At 68.6% G+C, this 19,399-nt stretch carries 16 protein-coding genes and 3 pseudogenes; 6 read left to right on the plus strand and 13 right to left on the minus strand.

The window, feature by feature from the left end; genetic code table 11:
* The first annotated feature begins 3 nt into the window (after positions 1-3).
* Positions 4-1,023, plus strand: a complete 1,020-nt coding sequence (gene meaB, locus ACZ7IB_RS37365; protein ID WP_470918864.1) for a methylmalonyl Co-A mutase-associated GTPase MeaB — start codon at positions 4-6, stop codon at positions 1,021-1,023.
* Positions 1,024-1,066: 43 nt separating this feature from the next.
* Here the strand turns inward: meaB and ACZ7IB_RS37370 are convergent.
* The 3 genes and pseudogenes from ACZ7IB_RS37370 to ACZ7IB_RS37380 all read right to left on the minus strand — a co-directional run.
* A pseudogene (locus ACZ7IB_RS37370) lies at positions 1,067-2,282 on the minus strand (IS3 family transposase).
* Positions 2,283-2,517: 235 nt separating this feature from the next.
* Positions 2,518-2,967, minus strand: coding sequence for a hypothetical protein (locus ACZ7IB_RS37375; protein ID WP_383969363.1), 450 nt, complete (start codon positions 2,965-2,967; stop codon positions 2,518-2,520).
* A gap of 233 nt (positions 2,968-3,200) precedes the next feature.
* Positions 3,201-3,367: pseudogene (locus ACZ7IB_RS37380) on the minus strand (IS5/IS1182 family transposase); the annotation flags it as partial.
* A gap of 501 nt (positions 3,368-3,868) precedes the next feature.
* Between ACZ7IB_RS37380 and ACZ7IB_RS37385 the strand changes: the two are divergent.
* Positions 3,869-4,867: an aldo/keto reductase family protein gene (locus tag ACZ7IB_RS37385; protein ID WP_470918865.1), complete on the plus strand. Its 999-nt coding sequence runs from the start codon at positions 3,869-3,871 to the stop codon at positions 4,865-4,867.
* A 230-nt stretch (positions 4,868-5,097) separates the two neighbouring features.
* Positions 5,098-5,367, plus strand: a complete 270-nt coding sequence (locus ACZ7IB_RS37390) for a hypothetical protein (RefSeq protein WP_470918866.1) — start codon at positions 5,098-5,100, stop codon at positions 5,365-5,367.
* A gap of 62 nt (positions 5,368-5,429) precedes the next feature.
* On the opposite strand, the gene ACZ7IB_RS37395 is transcribed toward ACZ7IB_RS37390, so the two are convergent.
* From ACZ7IB_RS37395 to ACZ7IB_RS37425, 7 genes are all read right to left on the minus strand, one after another.
* Positions 5,430-6,791 carry an NAD(P)/FAD-dependent oxidoreductase gene (locus ACZ7IB_RS37395; RefSeq protein WP_470918868.1) on the minus strand — a complete coding sequence of 454 codons (1,362 nt, stop codon included), beginning with the start codon at positions 6,789-6,791 and terminating at the stop codon, positions 5,430-5,432.
* 133 nt (positions 6,792-6,924) lie between these two features.
* Positions 6,925-7,266 carry a hypothetical protein gene (locus tag ACZ7IB_RS37400; protein WP_470918869.1) on the minus strand — a complete coding sequence of 114 codons (342 nt, stop codon included), beginning with the start codon at positions 7,264-7,266 and terminating at the stop codon, positions 6,925-6,927.
* 29 nt (positions 7,267-7,295) lie between these two features.
* Positions 7,296-9,026 (minus strand): aa3-type cytochrome oxidase subunit I, encoded by a 1,731-nt coding sequence (ctaD, locus tag ACZ7IB_RS37405; protein WP_470918870.1) that lies wholly within the window; start codon positions 9,024-9,026, stop codon positions 7,296-7,298.
* A gap of 357 nt (positions 9,027-9,383) precedes the next feature.
* On the minus strand, positions 9,384-10,121 hold the full coding sequence (locus ACZ7IB_RS37410; RefSeq protein ID WP_470918872.1) for a glucose 1-dehydrogenase: 738 nt from the start codon (positions 10,119-10,121) through the stop codon (positions 9,384-9,386).
* A gap of 212 nt (positions 10,122-10,333) precedes the next feature.
* The gene (locus tag ACZ7IB_RS37415) at positions 10,334-12,556 is read right to left on the minus strand and encodes an NADP-dependent isocitrate dehydrogenase (protein WP_470918874.1); all 2,223 of its coding nucleotides are present in this window, start codon (positions 12,554-12,556) and stop codon (positions 10,334-10,336) included.
* Between the two features lie 114 nt (positions 12,557-12,670).
* Entirely contained in the window at positions 12,671-13,702 is a 1,032-nt protein-coding gene (locus ACZ7IB_RS37420; protein ID WP_470918875.1) for a glutathione S-transferase family protein, read from the minus strand.
* Positions 13,703-13,713: 11 nt separating this feature from the next.
* Positions 13,714-15,228: a DHA2 family efflux MFS transporter permease subunit gene (locus ACZ7IB_RS37425; protein ID WP_470918876.1), complete on the minus strand. Its 1,515-nt coding sequence runs from the start codon at positions 15,226-15,228 to the stop codon at positions 13,714-13,716.
* 470 nt (positions 15,229-15,698) lie between these two features.
* Between ACZ7IB_RS37425 and ACZ7IB_RS37430 the strand changes: the two are divergent.
* The 3 genes and pseudogenes from ACZ7IB_RS37430 to ACZ7IB_RS37440 all read left to right on the plus strand — a co-directional run.
* Positions 15,699-15,848 (plus strand): annotated as a pseudogene (locus ACZ7IB_RS37430) (Hsp20 family protein); the annotation flags it as partial.
* A gap of 145 nt (positions 15,849-15,993) precedes the next feature.
* Positions 15,994-16,479, plus strand: coding sequence for a universal stress protein (locus tag ACZ7IB_RS37435; protein WP_470918878.1), 486 nt, complete (start codon positions 15,994-15,996; stop codon positions 16,477-16,479).
* 381 nt (positions 16,480-16,860) lie between these two features.
* Positions 16,861-17,424 carry a hemerythrin domain-containing protein gene (locus ACZ7IB_RS37440; RefSeq protein WP_470918910.1) on the plus strand — a complete coding sequence of 188 codons (564 nt, stop codon included), beginning with the start codon at positions 16,861-16,863 and terminating at the stop codon, positions 17,422-17,424.
* Between the two features lie 13 nt (positions 17,425-17,437).
* Here ACZ7IB_RS37440 and ACZ7IB_RS37445 read toward each other — a convergent pair whose 3' ends face one another.
* The 3 genes from ACZ7IB_RS37445 to ACZ7IB_RS37455 are packed head-to-tail and all read right to left on the minus strand — an operon-like array spanning position 17,438 to position 19,388.
* On the minus strand, positions 17,438-17,614 hold the full coding sequence (locus ACZ7IB_RS37445; RefSeq protein WP_470918879.1) for a hypothetical protein: 177 nt from the start codon (positions 17,612-17,614) through the stop codon (positions 17,438-17,440).
* A gap of 31 nt (positions 17,615-17,645) precedes the next feature.
* Entirely contained in the window at positions 17,646-18,461 is an 816-nt protein-coding gene (locus ACZ7IB_RS37450; RefSeq protein ID WP_470918880.1) for an ABC transporter permease, read from the minus strand.
* 42 nt (positions 18,462-18,503) lie between these two features.
* A complete protein-coding gene (locus ACZ7IB_RS37455; RefSeq protein WP_470918882.1) occupies positions 18,504-19,388 on the minus strand; it encodes an ABC transporter permease in 885 nt (294 codons plus the stop codon).
* Positions 19,389-19,399 lie beyond the last annotated feature (11 nt).

Below are 19,399 nucleotides of genomic sequence, written 5' to 3' on the forward strand. Positions count from 1 at the left end.
CAGATGCCTGCGAAGATCGACATCGACAGCTATGTGAAGGGGGTGCTCGACGGGAAGCGGGCGTACATCGCGCGCGCGATCACTCTCGTCGAGTCCACCCGCTCCGATCACCGGGCACTGGCCCAGCAGTTGCTGCGCGAGCTGCTGCCGCGCTCCGGGAATGCCCGGCGCATCGGCATCAGCGGCGTGCCGGGGGTCGGGAAGTCCACCTTCATCGACGCGCTCGGCACGATGCTCACCGGGCTCGGCCACCGGGTCGCGGTGCTGGCCGTCGATCCCTCCTCCAGCCGTACCGGCGGCTCCATCCTGGGCGACAAGACCAGGATGGAGCGCCTCGCGGTGGACCCCGCGGCGTTCGTACGTCCCTCTCCGACCGCCGGGACGCTCGGCGGGGTGGCCAAGGCGACCCGGGAGTCCATCGTGGTGATGGAGGCCGCGGGGTACGACGTGGTGCTGGTGGAGACGGTCGGCGTCGGCCAGTCGGAGACGGCGGTGGCCAATATGGTCGACACGTTTCTGCTGTTGACCCTGGCCCGTACCGGCGATCAGCTCCAGGGCATCAAGAAGGGCGTCCTGGAGCTGGCGGACGCCATCGCGGTCAACAAGGCGGACGGCCCGCACGAACGCGACGCACGAGCGGCCGCGCGCGAACTGGCGGGCGCACTGCGGCTGATGCACCCGGTCGACGCGGCCTGGACGCCTCCGGTCCTCACCTGCAGCGCCCGGGAGTCGACCGGTCTCGACACGCTGTGGGAGCGGCTGGAGCAGCATCGTGCGCTGCTCGGATCGACCGGCCGGCTCGCCGCGAAACGGCGTGACCAGCAGGTCGACTGGACCTGGACGATGGTGCGGGACGAGCTGCTGGAGAGCCTGCGCGGCCATCCGGAGGTGCGCGCGCTCACTCCGGAGCTCGAACAGCGGGTACGGGACGGCAAGTTGACGGCCACACTGGCGGCCGAGCAGATCCTGGGGGCGTTCCGGGGCACGGCCCCGGCGTCGGAGGGCGGTACCCCTGGGGGGTGACGGGCGACGCGTGAGGTGTCCCCCAGAGTGTGGACACGGGGGTTCATGCTGCGAGTGTGAGTTTACGTCCTCGCCGGTGTTGCTGTTCGAACTCGGCTGGTGAGAGGTAGTTGACGGCGCTGTGGCGCCTGCGGGAGTTGTAGTAGGTGAGCCACTGGAAGATCTCCAGCCTCGCCTGGTGCACCGTCGAGAACAGCCTCTGGTGCATCGTCTCCCTCTTGAGCCCCTGCCAGAACGACTCGGCGAGGGCGTTGTCATAGCTCGAGCCGACCCGGCCCATGCTCCTGCGGATCCCGAAACCGTCGCAGACCTGCGCGAACGCGGCCGACGTGTATTGTTGCGAGCCCCTGTCCGCGTGGAAGATCACTCCGGCGACGGTGCCGCCGCGGGCCGCGACCGCCATCTTCAGGGCGTCGATGACCAGTTCGGCGCGCATGTGCGAGGCCATTGAGTAGCCGAGTACCCGGCGCGAGTAGATGTCCAGGACGCAGGCGAGATACAGCCACGTGCCGCCGACCTGCACGTATGTGATGTCGCCGCACCACTTCTCGTCCACCGGGCGGCGGTGAACTGGCGCTGGATGAGGTCCGGGGCGGGCGGCGCGAGCAGGTCCGGGACGGTGGTGTGCTTGCGGCGCCGCAGGTGACGGCCCTCGATGCTGTTGAGGCGCATCAGCCGCTCGATGCGCTTGCGGTTGACGGTGTGTCCCAATCCCCGCAGCTCAGCATGGACGCGGCGGACTCCGTACATCCCCTTGTGCGCGGTGTGGACCTCGCGGATCTCCTCGACCAGGGCGGCGTCGGCGGCCTGCCGGACCCCGCGGGCCTTCGCACCGGCGAGCCACCGGTAGAAGCCCGAGCGGGAGACCTGAAGGGCCCGGCATATCCGCTGGACGCCGAACTCGGCGCGATACGTGGAGACGAAGTCCCAGCGGCGGGTCATGCCTTCATCTCCGTGGCGAAATAGGCGGCTGCCCGGCGCAAGATCTCGCGCTCGAGCTGCCACTCCTTCTCCGCTTTTCGTAGCCGGCCGATCTCGGCCCGCAGCCGTGCCAGTTCCTCATTCCGGTTCTCCCCGGGCACCTCACTACGGCTGCGGCCTGCCAACTCGTCAACCTGGCGCACCCAGCTCCGCAGCGTCTCGCCGGTCACCCCGACATCCGCCGCGACCGCCGCATACATGCGCTTCCCGCCCGCCGCGCGGTACAGCGCGACGGCATCGTTCCTGAACTCCGCCGGATACGGAGACTTCCGTCCCACCAGGACACCCTTCCTCGGATCTGCAAGATCCAATTGTCAGAGTTTCCACACCGCCGGGGTCACCTCATCTTCGGGCCGCCCCCCTGGCGGACCTTCTCCCAGTGGCGGGCCATCTGCCGCACAGCGTGGGAGACCGGGGAATTCAAGGGCTGCCCGAAGTAACCGCCCTCGCTGCCGCGGGCAGGCTCCGCGTCCGGTTCCGGCCGCGCAGCCTGCTCATTGTGTCGGACGTTCGTCAGCAGGTGACCGGAACGTCCAGGGTCACCGGGCTGGAGGGATAGCCGAGGGCGGATGAGGTGAACTCGGCGTGGACGGTCGAGCCGCAGGGGACGGTGCCGCCGACGCCACGGACCTGGGTGGTCGCGGCTTGGAAACGGACCGGCTGCACCAGGTGGCCGAGGGAGGTGCCGCCGACGGCGTTGCCGGTGAGGGTCGTGGTCAGGTCCTTGACCGGGAGCGTGGAGCCCGGGCTGGGCGGGCCCGACAGGCTTATCTGGCCGTACAGCTGCACGCTGTTGCCGGTGACTTCGGCGCACACCTTGGTCGACAAGCCCACCCGGAGGGCGGACGGACCGCACGTCACGGTGGTGGCAGTGGTGGTGGGGGCGTGTGCGGCGGTGGCCGGGGCCGCGCCGAATAAGGCCAGGCCCACGGCCGCGGTGGCGAGCAGAGCGATACGAGACATGAGGGTAGTTCTCCCTGTTCAGAGGCGTCGTTCATAGGCATCACTGATGCACTCAGGATGCAGTTGCAATGTGACATTGCACTGAACGTCAGTATGTGTGGAGGCGGCGTGAAGGTCAAATCCCATACCTCCATGGGATTTTCGCGCCCTCACCTTCCCCTTGTCCCGCCGAGTTACGGGTACGGCTACACCGAGCACGCCGCTCCCGCGACGGGCATCCCGGAGATCGGGGCCACGCAGATGGGCGTTCCCGGGAATGTCGTGCCGCCGTCGGCGACCGTCATGGTGCGGCCGACGGCGGCCTTCGCACCGGATTCCACCCACGCCGTGCAGTCGTTGTGGTTGCGGGCAGGGGCCGGCCGGCCACGACGACGAGCCGGGTGTCGGCATCGATGACGATTGACCCCGACCGTCACTTCAAAAGAGCCGCACCTTACTCAGATCCTGGTGTGGTGAGCACTCCGCTGCGGTGCAACATGCCTGTTGCACGTCTGCTTGCCCCCGTTGCCCCGTGACCTGCAACCATGCACTCGATCCAACTCGTCGCCCCCGCGCGACACTGGCGGAAGAACGCGATGCGGCGAACGTCGGCGCGAGGTCGTGCGGGATGGTGCCGTCCCAGGACACCAGCCGGTAGCCCGGGTGCGACTGTCCGAAGATCCCGCGGAGGGCCCCGGTGTCGGCCTTCGCCGGCGGTAGGCGGGCGTACGTCAGGGTGAGGACCTTGCGCAGCCCCTTGGCCCGCAGAAAATGATCGCCGGAGGAACCGGCCCCGGACAACGCGGCGTTCCTCCGTACGGTCCACCGCACCCTCCCGGATGCCCGAGCCGCGCCGAACGGCGCAATAGCATGGACCGCCCTTGCACGATCCATCCCTCACGAGCACAGGGAGAGCAGGCACATGGAATTCCGCCGACTCGGCCGCAGCGGTCTGACCATCAGTGAGATCGCCTACGGAAATTGGCTCACCCACGGCTCCCAGGTGGAGGAGGACGCAGCGGTCGCCTGTATCCGCGCCGCCCTCGACGCCGGGATCACCACCTTCGACACGGCGGACGTCTACGCCGAGACGCGGGCCGAAGCCGTCCTGGGCCGGGCGCTCAAGAACGAGCGCCGCGAGGGACTCGAGGTGTTCACCAAGGTCTACTTCCCGACCGGTCCCGGGCACAACGACCGGGGGCTCGGCCGCAAGCACATCATGGAGTCCATCGACAACTCGCTGCGCCGCCTGCAGACGGATTACGTGGACCTGTACCAGGCGCACCGCTACGACCACTCGACCCCGCTGGAAGAGACCATGGAGGCGTTCGCCGACGTCGTCCGCTCCGGCAAGGCCCTCTACATCGGCGTTTCGGAATGGACGGCCGACCAGCTCCGCGCCGCACATGGGCTGGCCCGCGAACTGCAGGTGCCGCTGATCTCCAACCAGCCGCAGTACTCGGCGCTGTGGCGGGTCATCGAAGGCGAAGTGGTGCCCGCGTCCGAGGAGTTGGGCATCGGTCAGATCGTCTGGTCACCGATCGCTCAGGGCGCCCTCACGGGCAAGTACAAGCCCGGTGCGCCGCTCCCGGCCGGCTCCCGGGCGACGGACGACAAGGGCGGCGCGAGCATGGTCGCCGGCTGGCTCCGTGACGACGTGCTGGAGCGTGTCCAGCGGCTGCGGCCGCTCGCCGACCAGGCCGGTCTGAGTCTTGCCCAGCTCGCGGTCGCCTGGGTGCTGCAGAACTCCAATGTCTCCGCCGCGATCATCGGCGCCTCCCGGCCCGAGCAGGTGACGGAGAACGTCGGGGCGGCGGGTGTGACACTCGACGCGGAGCTGCTGAAGGGCATCGACGACATCCTGGACCCGGTGGTGGAACGGGACCCCGGGCTGACGGCCGGGCACGAGAGCAACAGCTGATTCGACGGGGCCCGCACGTGTGGGGCAGGGGCCTCCGCAACATCGGCCCCTGCCCCACACCTCGCACGCCTGGGGCGAACCGGGGGCCTGTCGCCGCCCGGCATCGGTCACAACGGCTCGGTTTCGTGGGTCACCCCTCTGACACGTCGCGGCAAAAGGAATGTGACCGATGGACGGACAGACACTACTGGCGGCCCGCTTCGAGGAGCACCGGTACCGACACCCGCGAGGTGGGGAACCTCGGCGGATGGCTGACGACAGTGGTGGGGCGGGTGCACCTCAACATGCTGTGCTCGCACGGCACTCGGCGCGAGGGCTCCTGGGACGCCGATCTACCCGAAACGGGCGCGGGGGACGAGGCCGGAATCGACCCGGAGCAGCAGGCGGTGCTGGCCGACTCCGTCGGCCAGGCCATGCTCGTGGTGCTCGACACGCTCTCTGTCGCTTCGACGGGCGTTCTGTCCGTCGGAGGTATGTCCCGCACCGGCCGGGAAATGTGACCGGTGCCAAGGCGGATTCTTTTCGAGCCGTACGCGGATCTTTGTCTCCGAGCTGTACGAGGTCAGGTTCCGGTGTGCAGCGAGGCGGTGTGCTCGCGGACCTGCGCCGGTGTGAGGTAGGAGTTCGTGTACTCGAAGTCGCGCAGCTTGGCCGGGTTCCGGGACTGGAAGCCGGTGCGCACGAAGTCGTCGCCCGCGATGGCGTTGAGCATCCAGTTGGTCATGACCCGGGCCTTGGCCACATTGGTCCGCAGCGCGGCCCAGTGGTAGCCACGGGCGACGGCCTGCGCGATGATTCCGTGCATTTCGATGCCGATCGGCTTGGAGACCGCGTCCTTGCCGCCGAGGTCCACGACAAGACCGAGATCCTTGTGGACGTACGGCTTCAACGGCTGGTGCCGCAGCGTGGCGATAAGGTTGTCGGCGAGCCTGCGGCCCTGGCGCATGGCGTGCTGCGCGGTGGGCGGGCAGACCGCCCCATCGCCCTTGCTCAGGTCCGGTACGGCCGCGGCGTCGCCGAGCGCGAAGACGCCGTCGAAGCCGGGCAGCCTCATCTCGGGCGTCACCGCCAGCCGGCCGCGTACGGTCTCCGCGTCGAATGTGGCGACCAGCGGACTCGCGGTGACTCCCGCCGTCCAGATCAGTGTGCGGCAGGGCACCACCCGGCCATCGGTGAAGGTCACCTTCTCCCGCCCGGCCTCGGCGACCGAGACTCCGAGCGACACCTCGATGCCACGTGCGCGCAGCACCTCCAGGGCGCTCCGGCCGAGCTTGTCCCCCAGTTCGGGCATCAACTTCGGGGCGATGTCGATGAGATGCCACTTGATCAGCTTCGGGTCGAGCCGTGGGTAGTGCCTCACCGCGTTGGTGGTGAGGCGCTGCAGACACGCAGCCGTCTCGGTGCCCGCGTACCCGCCGCCGACCACCACGAACTGCAGGCGCGAAGCCCGCTCGTTCTCGTCGTGGCTGGCATCCGCGAGATCGAGCTGAGCGATCACGTGGTCACGCACGTACGCCGCCTCGGCCAGCGTCTTCATACCCCGGGCGTTTTCGAGCAGGCCGGGGATGTCGAAGGTACGGGTGACGCTCCCGGGGCTGAGCACGATGTAGTCGTAGGGCTCGTAGACGACCTCGTCGGTGATCTTGCGAATGACGCAGATCTTCGCCTTGGGGTCCACTCCGATGGCCCCGCCCGGGATGATCCGGGTGCGGTGCTTGCGACTGCGGCGCAGCGACACCGCGACCGACTGAGGGGTGAGCACACCTGCCGCCACCTGCGGCAGCAGCGGCAGGTAGAGCTGGTACGAGAAGGGGGCGACGAGCGCGATCTCAGCCTCGCCCGGGATCAGCCCGCGCTCCAGACGGCGTACACACTCCACCCCGGCGAATCCGGCGCCGACAACGAGAATCCTGGGTCGTGCCACAGTGTTCGTCCCTTCTCGGGCCTGCGCGGTCGTTCCGTTCGCCTGCCCCGTCGCACGCGCCCGTCAGGTCTCATCTTTACGAGCCGCATCCGACTTCGCCTGCTGGGGACGGCGGACGGACGACACCACCGGGTCAACGGGCCACTAGGGTGACGGCCGTGCAGATGCCGCCGACCGCGCCCACGAGCACGACACCCGCGGCCACGCAGCGTGCCTTGAGCCTGCGGTAGCGCGCCTCGTATTCGCCGCGCAGTCCGGTGGCGCGCGCGGAGATGCGGCAGAGCATGGCCCGCGACGCGGCTAGGCGGTCCGCGGTATAGACCCGTTCCACGTCCTCGCGCTGTGCCGTGGTGAGCCAGGGCAGCTCGTCGGTGAAGCGGCCGGCCTGTCGTCGCGCCTCCTCGACCTCGGCGCTCCACAGCAGATAGCCCTCCAGTTGTGCCAGACCGCGGGCACTGTCCTTGTCGGGGTCCACTCGCTCCTCCTCTCCCGTCGCCGCCGTGCTCACGCCTGCCTGTCCCCCGGGGTCCACGTCGTGCCGATGTCGGGACGGTTGAGGCCTTCGTCGAGGGAGCGCACCGAAGGGTGGTGCAGGTCGAACGCCGGGGATTCGGAACGGATCCGCGGCAGCGTGTGGAAGTTGTGCCGCGGCGGCGGGCAGGAGGTCGCCCACTCCAGCGAACGGCCGTAGCCCCACGGGTCGTCGACCCCGACGTTCTTGCCGTACTTCGCGGTCTTCCACACGTTGTAGAGGAACGGCAGCATCGACAGGCCGAGCAGGAACGAGGAGATCGTCGAGATCGTGTTGAGCGCGGTGAAGCCGTCGACGGCGAGGTAGTCCGCGTAACGACGCGGCATGCCCTCGGCACCCAGCCAGTGCTGAACCAGGAACGTGCCGTGGAAACCCACGAACAGCGTCCAGAAGGTGATCTTGCCGAGCCGTTCGTCCAGGATCTTGCCGGTGAACTTCGGCCACCAGAAGTGGAATCCGGCGAACATCGCAAAGACCACGGTGCCGAAGACGACGTAGTGGAAGTGCGCGACGACGAAGTACGAGTCCGAGACGTGAAAGTCCAATGGAGGCGACGCCAGGATCACACCGGTCAGACCACCGAAGAGGAAGGTGACCAGGAAGCCGATCGACCAGAGCATCGGCGTCTCGAAGGACAGCGATCCCTTCCACATCGTGCCGATCCAGTTGAAGAACTTCACACCGGTCGGTACCGCGATGAGGAAAGTCATGAACGAGAAGAACGGCAACAGCACACCGCCGGTGACGTACATATGGTGCGCCCACACGGTCGCCGAGAGGCCTGCGATCGCAATCGTCGCACTGATCAGGCCGATGTAGCCGAAGATCGGCTTCCGGCTGAAGACCGGAATGATCTCAGTGACGATCCCGAAGAACGGCAGAGCGATGATGTACACCTCCGGGTGGCCGAAGAACCAGAAGAGGTGCTGCCAGAGCAGCGCGCCGCCGTTGGCCGCGTCGAAGACGTGCGCACCGAACTTGCGGTCCGCCTCCAGCACCAGCAGGGCCGCCGCGAGGACCGGGAAGGCCAGCAGGACCAGCACAGCGGTCAGCAGGACGTTCCAGACGAAGATCGGCATGCGGAACATCGTCATGCCGGGGGCGCGCAGGCAGATGATCGTGGTGATGAAGTTGACCGAGCCGAGGATCGTGCCGAAGCCGGAGAAGGCCAGACCCATGATCCACATGTCGCTGCCGATGCCCGGCGAGCGGACCGCGTCGGTCAGCGGGGAATAGGCGAACCAGCCGAAGTCGGCCGCGCCGCTCGGGGTGAGGAAGCCGGCCACCACGATGATCGAGCCGAAGAGGTACAGCCAGTACGCGAACATGTTCAGCCGCGGGAACGCCACATCGGGCGCGCCGATCTGCAGCGGCATGATCCAGTTCGTGAACCCGGCGAACAGCGGCGTCGCGAACATCAGCAGCATGATCGTGCCGTGGATCGTGAACGCCTGGTTGAACTGCTCGGGCGAGACGATCTGGATTCCGGGACGGGCCAGCTCGGCGCGCATGACCAGGGCCAGCACGCCGCCGACGATGAAGAAGGCAAACGAAGTGACCAGGTACAGCGTGCCGATCGTCTTGTGGTCGGTGGTGGTCAGCCACTTGATGACGACGTTTCCCGGTTCCTTGGCCCGGACCGGAAGCTCGTTCGCGTACGCCTCCTCTTCCTCGGCTGCCCCTGTCGTGCCCGTCGTCGTCACTGGGACGCTCCTTCGATTGTCATTCGCGAGTGGACTGAGCACCCGGCAGGGGCGCCGCCTCCACCGGCCGGCCGACAGGCCGATCCCGCGCGCGTCACGCCAGATTCCAGGTGCAGCAAATCAGCCGCGGGGCCGCTATGTGCGGCCCTGCGCCCGCCGTCGCGTGACTTTCACCCGTCAGGGCGTCCTGTGGTCCGGGCCTCGGCCCGCTCGCACACAGCCGATGCCTGTGCGGACTTCCGCATCGATGACGGACGTCTCGGAGCAGACCGAACTCCCGCACCGTCCAACGCTGTTACCGCCGAATCCGGTGAACGCCCGGATCGGGTGACCGGTCCCGGGCGACCCGGCTGCCGCTCAGGCCAGCCCGCCCGTCGCGCGCACGTTCTGGCCGGTGATCCACCGACCGTCGTGGCCGGCCAGGAAGGCAACCACATCGGCCACATCGGAGGGTTCGCCCAATCGGCCGAGGGGGGTCATGCCGGCGACTGCCTCGAGCGCCTGCGGCGGGTTGGTTCCGCGCAGCAGATCGGTGTCGGTCGCGCCGGGCGAGACGGTGTTGACCGTGATCCCGCGCGCTCCGAGTTCGTGGGCGGCAATGGTGGTGAGTTGCTCGACCGCCCCCTTGCTGGCGGCGTACGCAGAGATGCCTGGGCCCGGCCGCGCGGTGTTCGCCGTGGAGATGTTCACGATGCGACCGCCGTCGCGCATCCGCCGGGCCGCATGGCGGATCGTCATGAAGACCGCTCTGGTATTGACCGTCATCACCTTGTCGAACACCGCCGGGTCGGTGTCCGCGATGAGGGACGGGGTGAGGCACAGTGCGGCGTTGTTCACCAGGATGTCCAGGCCGCCCAGCTGTGCCTCGGCGGCTTCCATCAACTGCTCCGGCGCTTCCGGGTCCGCGAGATCGAGCCGGATGGCCCAGGCCTTGCCGCCGTTGTCCTGCACCGTGCGGACGACCTCTTCGGCTGCGTCGTCGCTGGTGGCGTAGTTGAAGACCACATGGGCCCCGTCTCGGCACAGGCGCTCGACGATCGCGCGGCCGATGCCCCGCGACCCTCCGGTGACCACAGCGTTCCTGCCTGTCAGCACGGTCTCTCCCCCTCCAGGAGCAGTTGATCCGGGTCATTCGAACCTACCGGCACAGCGGCTCCTTGTACGCGATTGCGCAGAGAACCCGTCGGCGCCGGCCGATCACCTTCGGTGCCGGCTCGGGACACGGAACCGCCCCGGCCGGGCGTGGTGCCGGCCGGGGCGGGAGGGGTGGGAGGGCGCCGGGATGCGCCCCCTTCCGCGACGTCGCGTCAGCCGATGGCGGCGATGGCCTGCGTGAACGTCGCCGACGGGCGCATGACAGCCGAGGCCTTGGCCGGGTCGGGCTGGTAGTAGCCGCCGATGTCGGCCGGCGAGCCCTGCACCGCGATCAGCTCGTCGACGATGGTCTGCTCCTGCTCTCCCAGCGTCTTCGCGAGCCCTGCAAACGCCTGCGCAAGCTGCGCGTCGTCGGTCTGCTGTGCCAGCTCCTGGGCCCAGTAGAGGGCCAGGTAGAAGTGGCTGCCACGGTTGTCGATGCCACCCAGCTTGCGGCTCGGCGACTTGTCCTCGTTGAGGAAGGTGCCGGTCGCGCGGTCGAGGGTGTCCGCGAGGACCTGGGCACGCGAGTTGCCCGTGGTCGTCGCCAGGTGCTCGAAGCTGGCCGCGAGCGCGAAGAACTCACCCAGGCTGTCCCAGCGGAGGTAGTTCTCCTTGACGAGCTGCTGGACGTGCTTGGGCGCGGAGCCGCCGGCACCGGTCTCGAACAGTCCGCCGCCGTTCATGAGCGGGACGACGGAGAGCATCTTCGCGCTCGTGCCCAGCTCAAGGATCGGGAACAGGTCGGTCAGGTAGTCACGCAGCACATTGCCCGTGACCGAGATGGTGTCCTCGCCGCGTCGGATGCGCTCCAGCGAGAACGCGGTCGCCTTCACCGGCGACATGATCTCGATCTGCAGGCCGTCGGTGTCGTGGTCGGCGAGGTACGTCTTGACCTTGGCGATCAGCTGCGCGTCGTGGGCGCGGTCCTCGTCGAGCCAGAACACGGCCGGGACGCCGGTGGCGCGGGCGCGGGTGACGGCGAGCTTGACCCAGTCCTGGATCGGCAGGTCCTTGGCCTGGCACATGCGGAAGATGTCGCCCGCGCCCACGACCAGCTCCAGCACGGCATTGCCGCTGCCGTCGACGACCCGCACCGTACCGGTGGTGGGGATCTCGAAGGTCTTGTCGTGGCTGCCGTACTCCTCGGCCTTCTGCGCCATCAGGCCGACGTTCGGCACCGAGCCCATGGTCGACGGGTCGAAGGCGCCATTGGCGCGGCAGTCGTCGATGACGACCTGGTAGACACCCGCGTAGCTGCTGTCGGGAAGCACCGCGAGGGTGTCGGCCTCCTTGCCGTCCGGGCCCCACATGTGACCGGAGGTGCGGATCATGGCCGGCATGGAGGCGTCCACGATGACATCGCTCGGTACGTGCAGGTTGGTGATGCCCTTGTCGGAGTCGACCATGGCCAGCGCGGGGCCTTCGGCGAGCTCGGCCTCGAAGGATGCCTTGATCTCGGCGCCCACGTGCGGCACCGAGTCCAGGCCCTTGAGGATGCCGCCGAGGCCGTCATTCGGGGAGAGACCGGCCGCGGCGAGCACCTGGCCGTACTTGGCAAAGGTGTTCGGGAAGAAGGCACGGACCACGTGGCCGAAGATGATCGGGTCGGAGACCTTCATCATGGTGGCCTTGAGGTGGACGGAGAACAGCACGCCCTCGGCCTTGGCGCGGGCGACCTGCGCGGTGAAGAACTCGCGCAGGGCCGCGACTCGCATGACCGCCACATCGACGACCTCACCCGCGAGCACCGGCACCGACTCACGCAGAACGGTGGTGCTGCCGTCGTCGCCCGCGAGCTCGATGCGCAGCGAACCGGCCTCGGCGACGACCGTGGACTTCTCGGTGGAGCGGAAGTCGTCGACGCCCATGGTGGCGACGTTCGTCTTCGAGTCGGCCGACCAGGCGCCCATCCGGTGCGGGTGCGCCTTGGCGTAGTTCTTGACCGAGGCGGGGGCGCGGCGGTCGGAGTTGCCCTCGCGCAGCACGGGGTTCACCGCGCTGCCCTTGACCTTGTCGTAGCGCGCGCGGACGTCCCTGTCCTCATCGGTCTGCGGGTCGTCCGGGTAGTCCGGAAGCGCGTAGCCCTGTGCCTGCAGCTCGGCAATGGCAGCCTTCAGCTGCGGGATCGAAGCCGAGATGTTCGGCAGCTTGATGATGTTGGCCTCGGGCGTCTTGGCCAGCGCGCCGAGCTCGGCGAGCGCGTCGTCGATGCGCTGGCTCTCCTCGAGGCGCTCGGGGAAGCTGGCGATGATGCGCCCGGCCAGCGAGATGTCACGGCTCTCGACATTGACCCCGGCCGTCGAGGCGTAGGCCTGGACCACGGGCAAGAACGAATACGTCGCCAGGGCCGGGGCCTCGTCGGTGTGTGTATAGATAATGGTCGAGTCAGTCACCCTGTGCTCCGCTCCACGTCTGCAACATTGCTTGACATCAAGATATCTCGTGATCGCTGCCGACTCGACAGGGCCCCGCCCCTTGCTTCGGCAGGGCCACCACGGGCGCCGGGTTCAGGGACGCCCCGACGGCGGGACTTCCTCCCCGGGCGGCACCGGACCGGGCGGGGTGCCGTCGCCGAACGGGCGTCCGCCCAGATCTTCGCGGTGGTGCGGGGCCAGCCAGCCCGACAGATCGGGGCCGACGGGCACGATGCCGGTGGGGTTGATGCCCGTGTGGACCCGGTAGTAGTGCTGCTTGATGTGGTGGAAATCGACCGTGTCGCCGAAACCGGGGGTCTGGTACAGGTCTCTGGCGTACGCCCACAGGACGCGGTCCTCGGCCAGCTTCGAACGGTTGCACTTGAAGTGTCCGTGGTAGACGGCGTCGAAGCGCACCAATGTGGTGAACAGCCTGATGTCGGCTTCGGTGAGGGATTCGCCGACGAGATAGCGCCGGTCCGCGAGACGTTCGGACACCAGGTCCAGGCGGCCGAACACATCGTGGTAGGCGGCCTCGTATTCGGACTGCTGCGCCGCGAAGCCCGCGCGGTACACGCCGTTGTTGACATCGCGGTAGATGTCCTGCATGACCTCGTCGATCTCGTCACGCAGGGCCTCGGGATACAGGTCGGGGGCGCCCTGCCGGTGCAGCGCGGTCCACTCGGTCGCGAAGTCCAGCGTGATCTGCTGGAAGTCGTTGGTGACGAGCCTGCCGCTCGGTACGTCGACGATCGCGGGCACGCTGACCCCGCCGGGGTAGTCCCGCTCCCGCGCGTTGTACGCCTCGCTCAGGTACCGGATGCCGAGCACCGGGTCCCTGCCGTCCTCGTCCAGGGTGAAGCGCCAGCTGCGGTCGTCCTGGATCGGGTCGGCTACGGCCAGCGAGAGGGCTCCCTCCAGCCCGAGGAGTCGCCGGGAGACCAGGGAGCGGCTCGCCCACGGGCAGGCGCGGCTGACGACCAGCCGGTAGCGGCCGGCCTCGACGGGCCAGCCGTCCCGGCCGTCGGCGGTGATGCGGTCGGCGAAATGGCTCCTGGACCGTTTGAAGGCCTTGTGCCCGTACGCCGCGTTGCCATTCGCCCCTGCGCTGGTGGTCGCGCTCATCTCGCTCTCCTTCATGGCGTTCTCCCTACGGACGGACTGCGGACGGACCGGTGTGTACGACTCCTGCTGCGGCGCTCCCCGCGCACATCTGCCAGCCCGACGAGCAGAGCGGCCAGGACGAAGGCGACCGCGACGACGAGCCCGTGGTCGTACGCGGTGGCCCACCCGTCGCCGCCCAGTTGGGCGAAGAACATCGAGCCGACCGCGGCGATCCCGATCGCCGACCCGACGCGCTGGCCGGTCTGGAGGGTTCCGCCGGCGCTCCCCGCCCTGGCCACCGGCACTTGGGAGAGGGTCAGTGTCTGATTCGGGGCGATGACCAGGCCGCTGCCCAGACCGGCCAGGAGCAGTGGGGCCACCATCGCCCACCCCGCGCCCCGCCCCGGCACCAGATGCACGGCGAGCGCGGTGGCCGCCAGCCCCACGGCCACCGTGGTCAGACCGGTCACGACGAGGGGGCGCCCGAATCGGCCGACCATTCGGCCGCCGGGGCTCGCCGCGACGGCCGCGCCCAGTGCGAAGGGTGTGATGGCGAGTCCCGCCTGCAGTGCGGAGTAGTGCAGTCCGCTCTGCAGGTAGAGCGTGGTGATGAAGAAGATCGCGGTGAATCCGGCAAAGTACATCAGGCTCAGCAGACAGCCCAGCCAGTAGGAGCGGACCCGGAAGAGCGACAGGTCGACAACCGGTTGCGTGCCGCGTCTGCCGCATCGGGATTCCCAGCCGACAAAGACAGCGAGCAGCGCCACGGCCACCGCGATCAGCAGCCACTTCCGGTTGCCAAGCCACTGCTGCGACTGCACGAAGGGCAGCAGCAGAGCCAGTACACCCGTGCCGAGCAGCAGCACGCCGAGCGGGTCGAGGTCACGCAGGCGCACCCGGCCGGCCGAGGGGGTGTCCGGGAGCAGGCGCCGGGCAAGCAGAAGGCAGACTGCGCCGAGCGGCAGATTGACGTAGAACACCCAGCGCCAGCCCTCCTCGGCACCGGCCGCCTGGATCAGCAGGCCACCGGAGAGCGGGCCGACAGCGGTGGAGATGGCGACCACGGTGCCGAACATGCCGAAGGCCCGGCCGCGCTCCTGGCCGGAGAACATCTGCTGGATCAACGCGGAGATCTGTGGCGAGATCATGCCTCCGGCGAGGCCCTGTACCAGACGGGCGACCACCAGCCAGAGGCTGGACTGAGCGGCTCCGCAAGCCGCTGATGCCAGGGTGAACAGGGCGAGCCCGGCCATGAACACCACGCGGCGTCCCCGCGCGTCACCGAGCCGTCCCGCGGGGATCAGGAACAGGCCGAAGGCGAGCGAGTAGCCGGAGAGGACCCATTGCAGGTCGGACTCCGGGGTGTGGAGCCCTTCCCGGATCGACGGCAGGGCGACATTGACGATGGATACGTCCAGCAGGGTCATGAACCCCGCGATCAGACACACCGCGAGCGCCCGCCAGCGGCGCGGGTCGGGGGTGCCGGGGCCGGGGGCAGAGTGAGCATCCCACCCCGCAGCGCCCCAGTGAGCTGCACTCTCTGCCATGGCTCGCACCCTAGGACCAAGGGCCCCGATACTCGTCCCGGCAGGGCCGCGACGGCGGTTTTCCTGCATCCGTTTCAGTGGACGGGAGGCACCGGGCGCAGGACACGGCCGTGCCCCAGGGGCAGGACACGGCCGTCGACGGTCCGCACGGGCTCCGGACCGTGGCGTTCGAGAACCGGTCGGCCGGACGCGCCGTTCGCAGCGGCGGTGCGTGGACCGTCGCGGGTAGAAGGCCCAGGTCACCACCAGGCAGAGGCCGTAGTACCCGAGGACCGCCAGAGAGGCGGCCTGTCCGTTGTGTGTCTCCAGGAAGGACTGCCGCAAGGCCAGGTTGACCAGCACTCCGCCGAAGGCGCCGATCGCCCCTGCCACCCCGATCAAGCAGTGGGAGGGCGTCCAGCGCCTCTCCAGGCTCGGCTACGGCGCCTGCGGGCTCCGTGCTGTCGGGTGCGCATGCCTGATGCACGGCCGACTCGATCGACATCGACGTCGAACGGAACATGCTGACCGTGTAGGCGGAGCGTCGGCCGACGGCCACGGGCGAGGACGTACAGATGGATCTCTCCGAGCGGCCCCTGAGTGTCTTCTCCCGCCAGATCGTCCTGACGGACACGCTCGAGCTTCCCCCGGCTACGACCTGCTCTTCGGCCGCCCCGTGTCCGACTGAGAAGCCGGCGGTGACGGTGCACCCCGTCCGGATCCTGGCCGATGCAGTCAGCCTCGCTGTGGCACTGCGGGCGATGCTGCGGGCCATCGGAGGCTGACGTGACCGTGCTCGTCCGGATCAATGAAGGGACTTGGCGGGCCGCGGTGGATGCCGCCCGCTCCCACGCCCGAGCCGGGGAGGAGATCACCTTGCTGCACGTCACCGGCGACGACGTCGCCGAAACAGCCCACGGCGCATTCGTCGCCCTGCTGGGCCGCGGCCACCGCGAGCGCGACCCCGGCGACCAAGTGGCGGCCCTGTCCGCGAGCGCTGCCGCCGAACTCATGGATGCGGCCGCCGACTGCCTGGGGCGGCCCGCGGTGCGCCTACAGGCCCACGGCCGCGCCGAAAGGGAGGTCGTCCGCGCTGCCGAGGAAGCCGGCCTGCTCATCTGCGCCCGCGACGGCGACCGGCACCGTCTGGGGCCCCGCAGCCTGGGCCCTGCGACGCGCTTCGTCGTCGACCACGCTCCTTGCCCGGTCCTGTTGGTCTGGCCGGAACCGCCGCCCGGCGTCGACTCACTGCCACCGCAGCCGCACCCTTGACGGCTCGGCCTTCTCGTCCAGTGATTCAGTCGGCGAGACCTTGTCGACTGCTGAGGGCTTCACCTGGCTGCCTGGTTCACCGGTGATTCTCCCGCCGGAGCGCGGGCTCCGGTCACGGTCGGCAGTGCGGGATCGGGAGCGCACACAGTGGCGCTGAGGTGCGGTGCAGCCCAGTCGGGTACAGGGTGAGGGCATGAGCCCGACCCCGCCGCTCGTGAGGCACAGGTCGCGGAAACCCGGGGGCGATCGTCGACAACCCGATGAGGGTCGAACGGCGAGGAGCCGAAGCCCACCCATACGAGCTGAAAGCCCAACAGGCCCCAGGAAAGCGGGGCCCGCTCCGGCGTTTCCGTGGACAACGAAACCGAGGAAGTGATCGTCATGGGACACGGTGGCAACGTGATCGCGGAACTGACGGCCGATCATCGTGAAGCGGAGGAGCTGTTCCAGCAGATCGAAGCGCAGCCCGTCGGCCATCCGCAGCGACGGGACCTGGCTGACCGGCTGACCGCGGAACTGGTGCAGCACTCAGTGGCCGAGGAGATGCACCTGTACCCGACCGTGCGCAAGCACGTCCGCAACGGTGCGGAGCTGGCGGACAAAGAACTCGCCGAACACACCAGGATCGAGCACATGCTCAAGGACCTCGAAGACCTGAACGCCGACGATCCGCAGTTCAACGACATCGTCGCGAAGCTGAAGCTCGAGTTCGCCGCCCACCTTCGCGAGGAGGAGAACGACCTCTTCCCGAAACTCGCAGCCACCTGCTCACCCGAGAAACTGGACGAGCTGGGGCAACTGGTCCGCCGAGCCAAGGAGACCGCACCCACCCGCCCGCACCCCGCCCTCCCCCACACCCCGCCCGCCAATAAGTTGATCGCGCCCGGCGCAGGGCTCGTGGACCGCGTACGCGACCTGCTGAGCGGCCGCAAGACCACGGGCTGAACCGTCCCGGTACTCACTGCGTTCCGACGACGCGTACGGCCCACTCGAAGTAGTCGCGTTCACACGCCCATTCAGGCTCGTCGAGAACTCCGAGGCCGCGGCCCGGCGAACGGGGAAACAGCTGCCCGTGCCGACACAGGGCGTCGAAGTCGGTGGAGTCGGTGTCGCCGACCGCCGTCAACGGCAGCATGCGGGAACCTGCGATCCCCTGACCCCACCAGTCAGATGCGGCTGCCGGAGGCGGTGTCCGACGACAGCCGCTGGGCGAGGTAGATCGGTATGACGGACAGCAGGACGAGGACGGCCGCGACGACGTTGACGACGGGGGCCTGTTGGGGTCGGGCCATGTTGGAGAAGATCCAGACGGGGAGGGTCTGGACGCCGGGCCCGGCGGTGAAGGTCGTCACGACGATCTCGTCGAAGGACAGAGCGAAGGCGAGCAGTCCGCCCGCTACCAGCGCGGAGCGCACCAGCGGGAAGGTGATGTCGACGAACGTACGGAAGGTGTGGGCCCCGAGGTCCATGGCGGCCTCTTCGTACGACCCGGGCACCCGGCGCAGCCGGGCGATCACATTGTTGAAGACGACCACGATGCAGAAGGTGGCGTGGCCGACGACCACCGTGAACATTCCGAGGCCCACGCCGAGCGGTTCGAGGACCGTACGGAAGGCGGTGTTGAGCGCGACGCCGGTGACGATGCCCGGCAGTGCGATCGGCAGGACGACGACGAAGGAGATGGCCTCGCGTCCGAAGAACTTGTGGCGCTGGCAGGCGAAGGCGATGAGAGTGCCGAGGACCAGGGCGATCGCCGTCGCACCGAGACCAGCCCTGACCGAGGTCCACAGCGCGTCGCGGGCGCCTGAGCTGTGCCAGGCGGCCACCCACCAGTCGAAGGTGAGACCGGGTGGTGGCCAGTCCGAACTTCGGTCCGGGTTGAGGGAGTTGACGAGGACCAGGAGCAGCGGGACGTAGATCACCGCGAAACCGAGCCCGGCGGCGATGCGCAGTGTGACGCGCGCGGGACGGGAGAGATTCATCGGGAGCCTTCGCTGTGCGTGATGCGGAGGTGAGGGAGAGGGTCAGAGACTGCTGAGGGCTCCGGTACGGCGAACCGCGAGCAGATAGAGCACGATGATCACGACGGGCACGGTGCCGAGTGCGGCGGCCAGCGGCAGGTCCAGGGTGATGTTGGAGTAGATGAGGTTGCCGATGAGCTGCGTCTTGCCGCCGACGATCTGTACGGCGATGTAGTCGCCGAGGCTGAGCGAGAAGGTGAAGACCGAGCCGGCCGCGATGGACGGCAGGATCATCGGCAGCACCACGGAACGGAAGGTCCGGCCGGTGCGGGCGCCGAGGTCTGCGGAGGCGTCCAGGAGGCCGGCCGGGAGCTGTTCGAGTCCGGCGTGGATGGGCAGGATCATGTACGGCAGCCACAGGTAGGTCAGCACCAGGACGGTCGCGGTCAGCCCGTAGCCGGGCCCTTCGAGTCCCAGTGGCTTCAGCGCCCAGTCGAGCAGGCCGCCCTGGGCGAGGATGAGCCGCCAGGCATACGCCTTGACCAGGTAGCTGGCCCACAGCGGAGTGAGGATCGCCACGACGAGGAGCGGCCGCCGCTTGGGGTTCGCGATGCGGGCGGTGTAGAAGGCGATCGGGAAGGCGACCACGACACACAGCGCGGTGACCGCGAGGGCGACGCCGATGCTGCGCAGGGCGACCTGACGGTAGACGTCGGTGGTGAACAGTGCGGTGAAGTTGTCCGTGTTCCAGATCTTCACCACGTTGGAGGTGAAGGAGTCCGTGGCCCAGAAGGCGGAGAGGAACAGGACGGAGAGCGAGCCGAGGTAGGCCAGAACGAGCCAGGCCAGTGGCGCGGAGAGCAGCAGGGACAGCTGCAGCCGGGGGCGGCGGTGCAGGGTCCCGGCGAGCCGCCGGACGGGTCCGGCGGCAGGCGCGGTGGTGGTCATCGACAGGTAAC

The organism is Streptomyces sp. NPDC037301, from assembly GCF_055602785.1.

Bases quoted from the DNA above. Each gene is read 5' to 3' on its own strand.
- ACZ7IB_RS37440 (WP_470918910.1), top strand. From the start codon at position 16,861: ATGGGACACGGTGGCAACGTGATCGCGGAACTGACGGCCGATCATCGT.
- ACZ7IB_RS37375 (WP_383969363.1), bottom strand. From the start codon at position 2,967: ATGTCTCGTATCGCTCTGCTCGCCACCGCGGCCGTGGGCCTGGCCTTA.
- meaB (WP_470918864.1), top strand. From the start codon at position 4: ATGCCTGCGAAGATCGACATCGACAGCTATGTGAAGGGGGTGCTCGAC.
- ACZ7IB_RS37450 (WP_470918880.1), bottom strand. From the start codon at position 18,461: ATGAATCTCTCCCGTCCCGCGCGCGTCACACTGCGCATCGCCGCCGGG.
- ACZ7IB_RS37385 (WP_470918865.1), top strand. From the start codon at position 3,869: ATGGAATTCCGCCGACTCGGCCGCAGCGGTCTGACCATCAGTGAGATC.
- ACZ7IB_RS37425 (WP_470918876.1), bottom strand. From the start codon at position 15,228: ATGGCAGAGAGTGCAGCTCACTGGGGCGCTGCGGGGTGGGATGCTCAC.
- ACZ7IB_RS37420 (WP_470918875.1), bottom strand. From the start codon at position 13,702: ATGAGCGCGACCACCAGCGCAGGGGCGAATGGCAACGCGGCGTACGGG.
- ACZ7IB_RS37455 (WP_470918882.1), bottom strand. From the start codon at position 19,388: ATGACCACCACCGCGCCTGCCGCCGGACCCGTCCGGCGGCTCGCCGGG.
- ACZ7IB_RS37445 (WP_470918879.1), bottom strand. From the start codon at position 17,614: ATGCTGCCGTTGACGGCGGTCGGCGACACCGACTCCACCGACTTCGAC.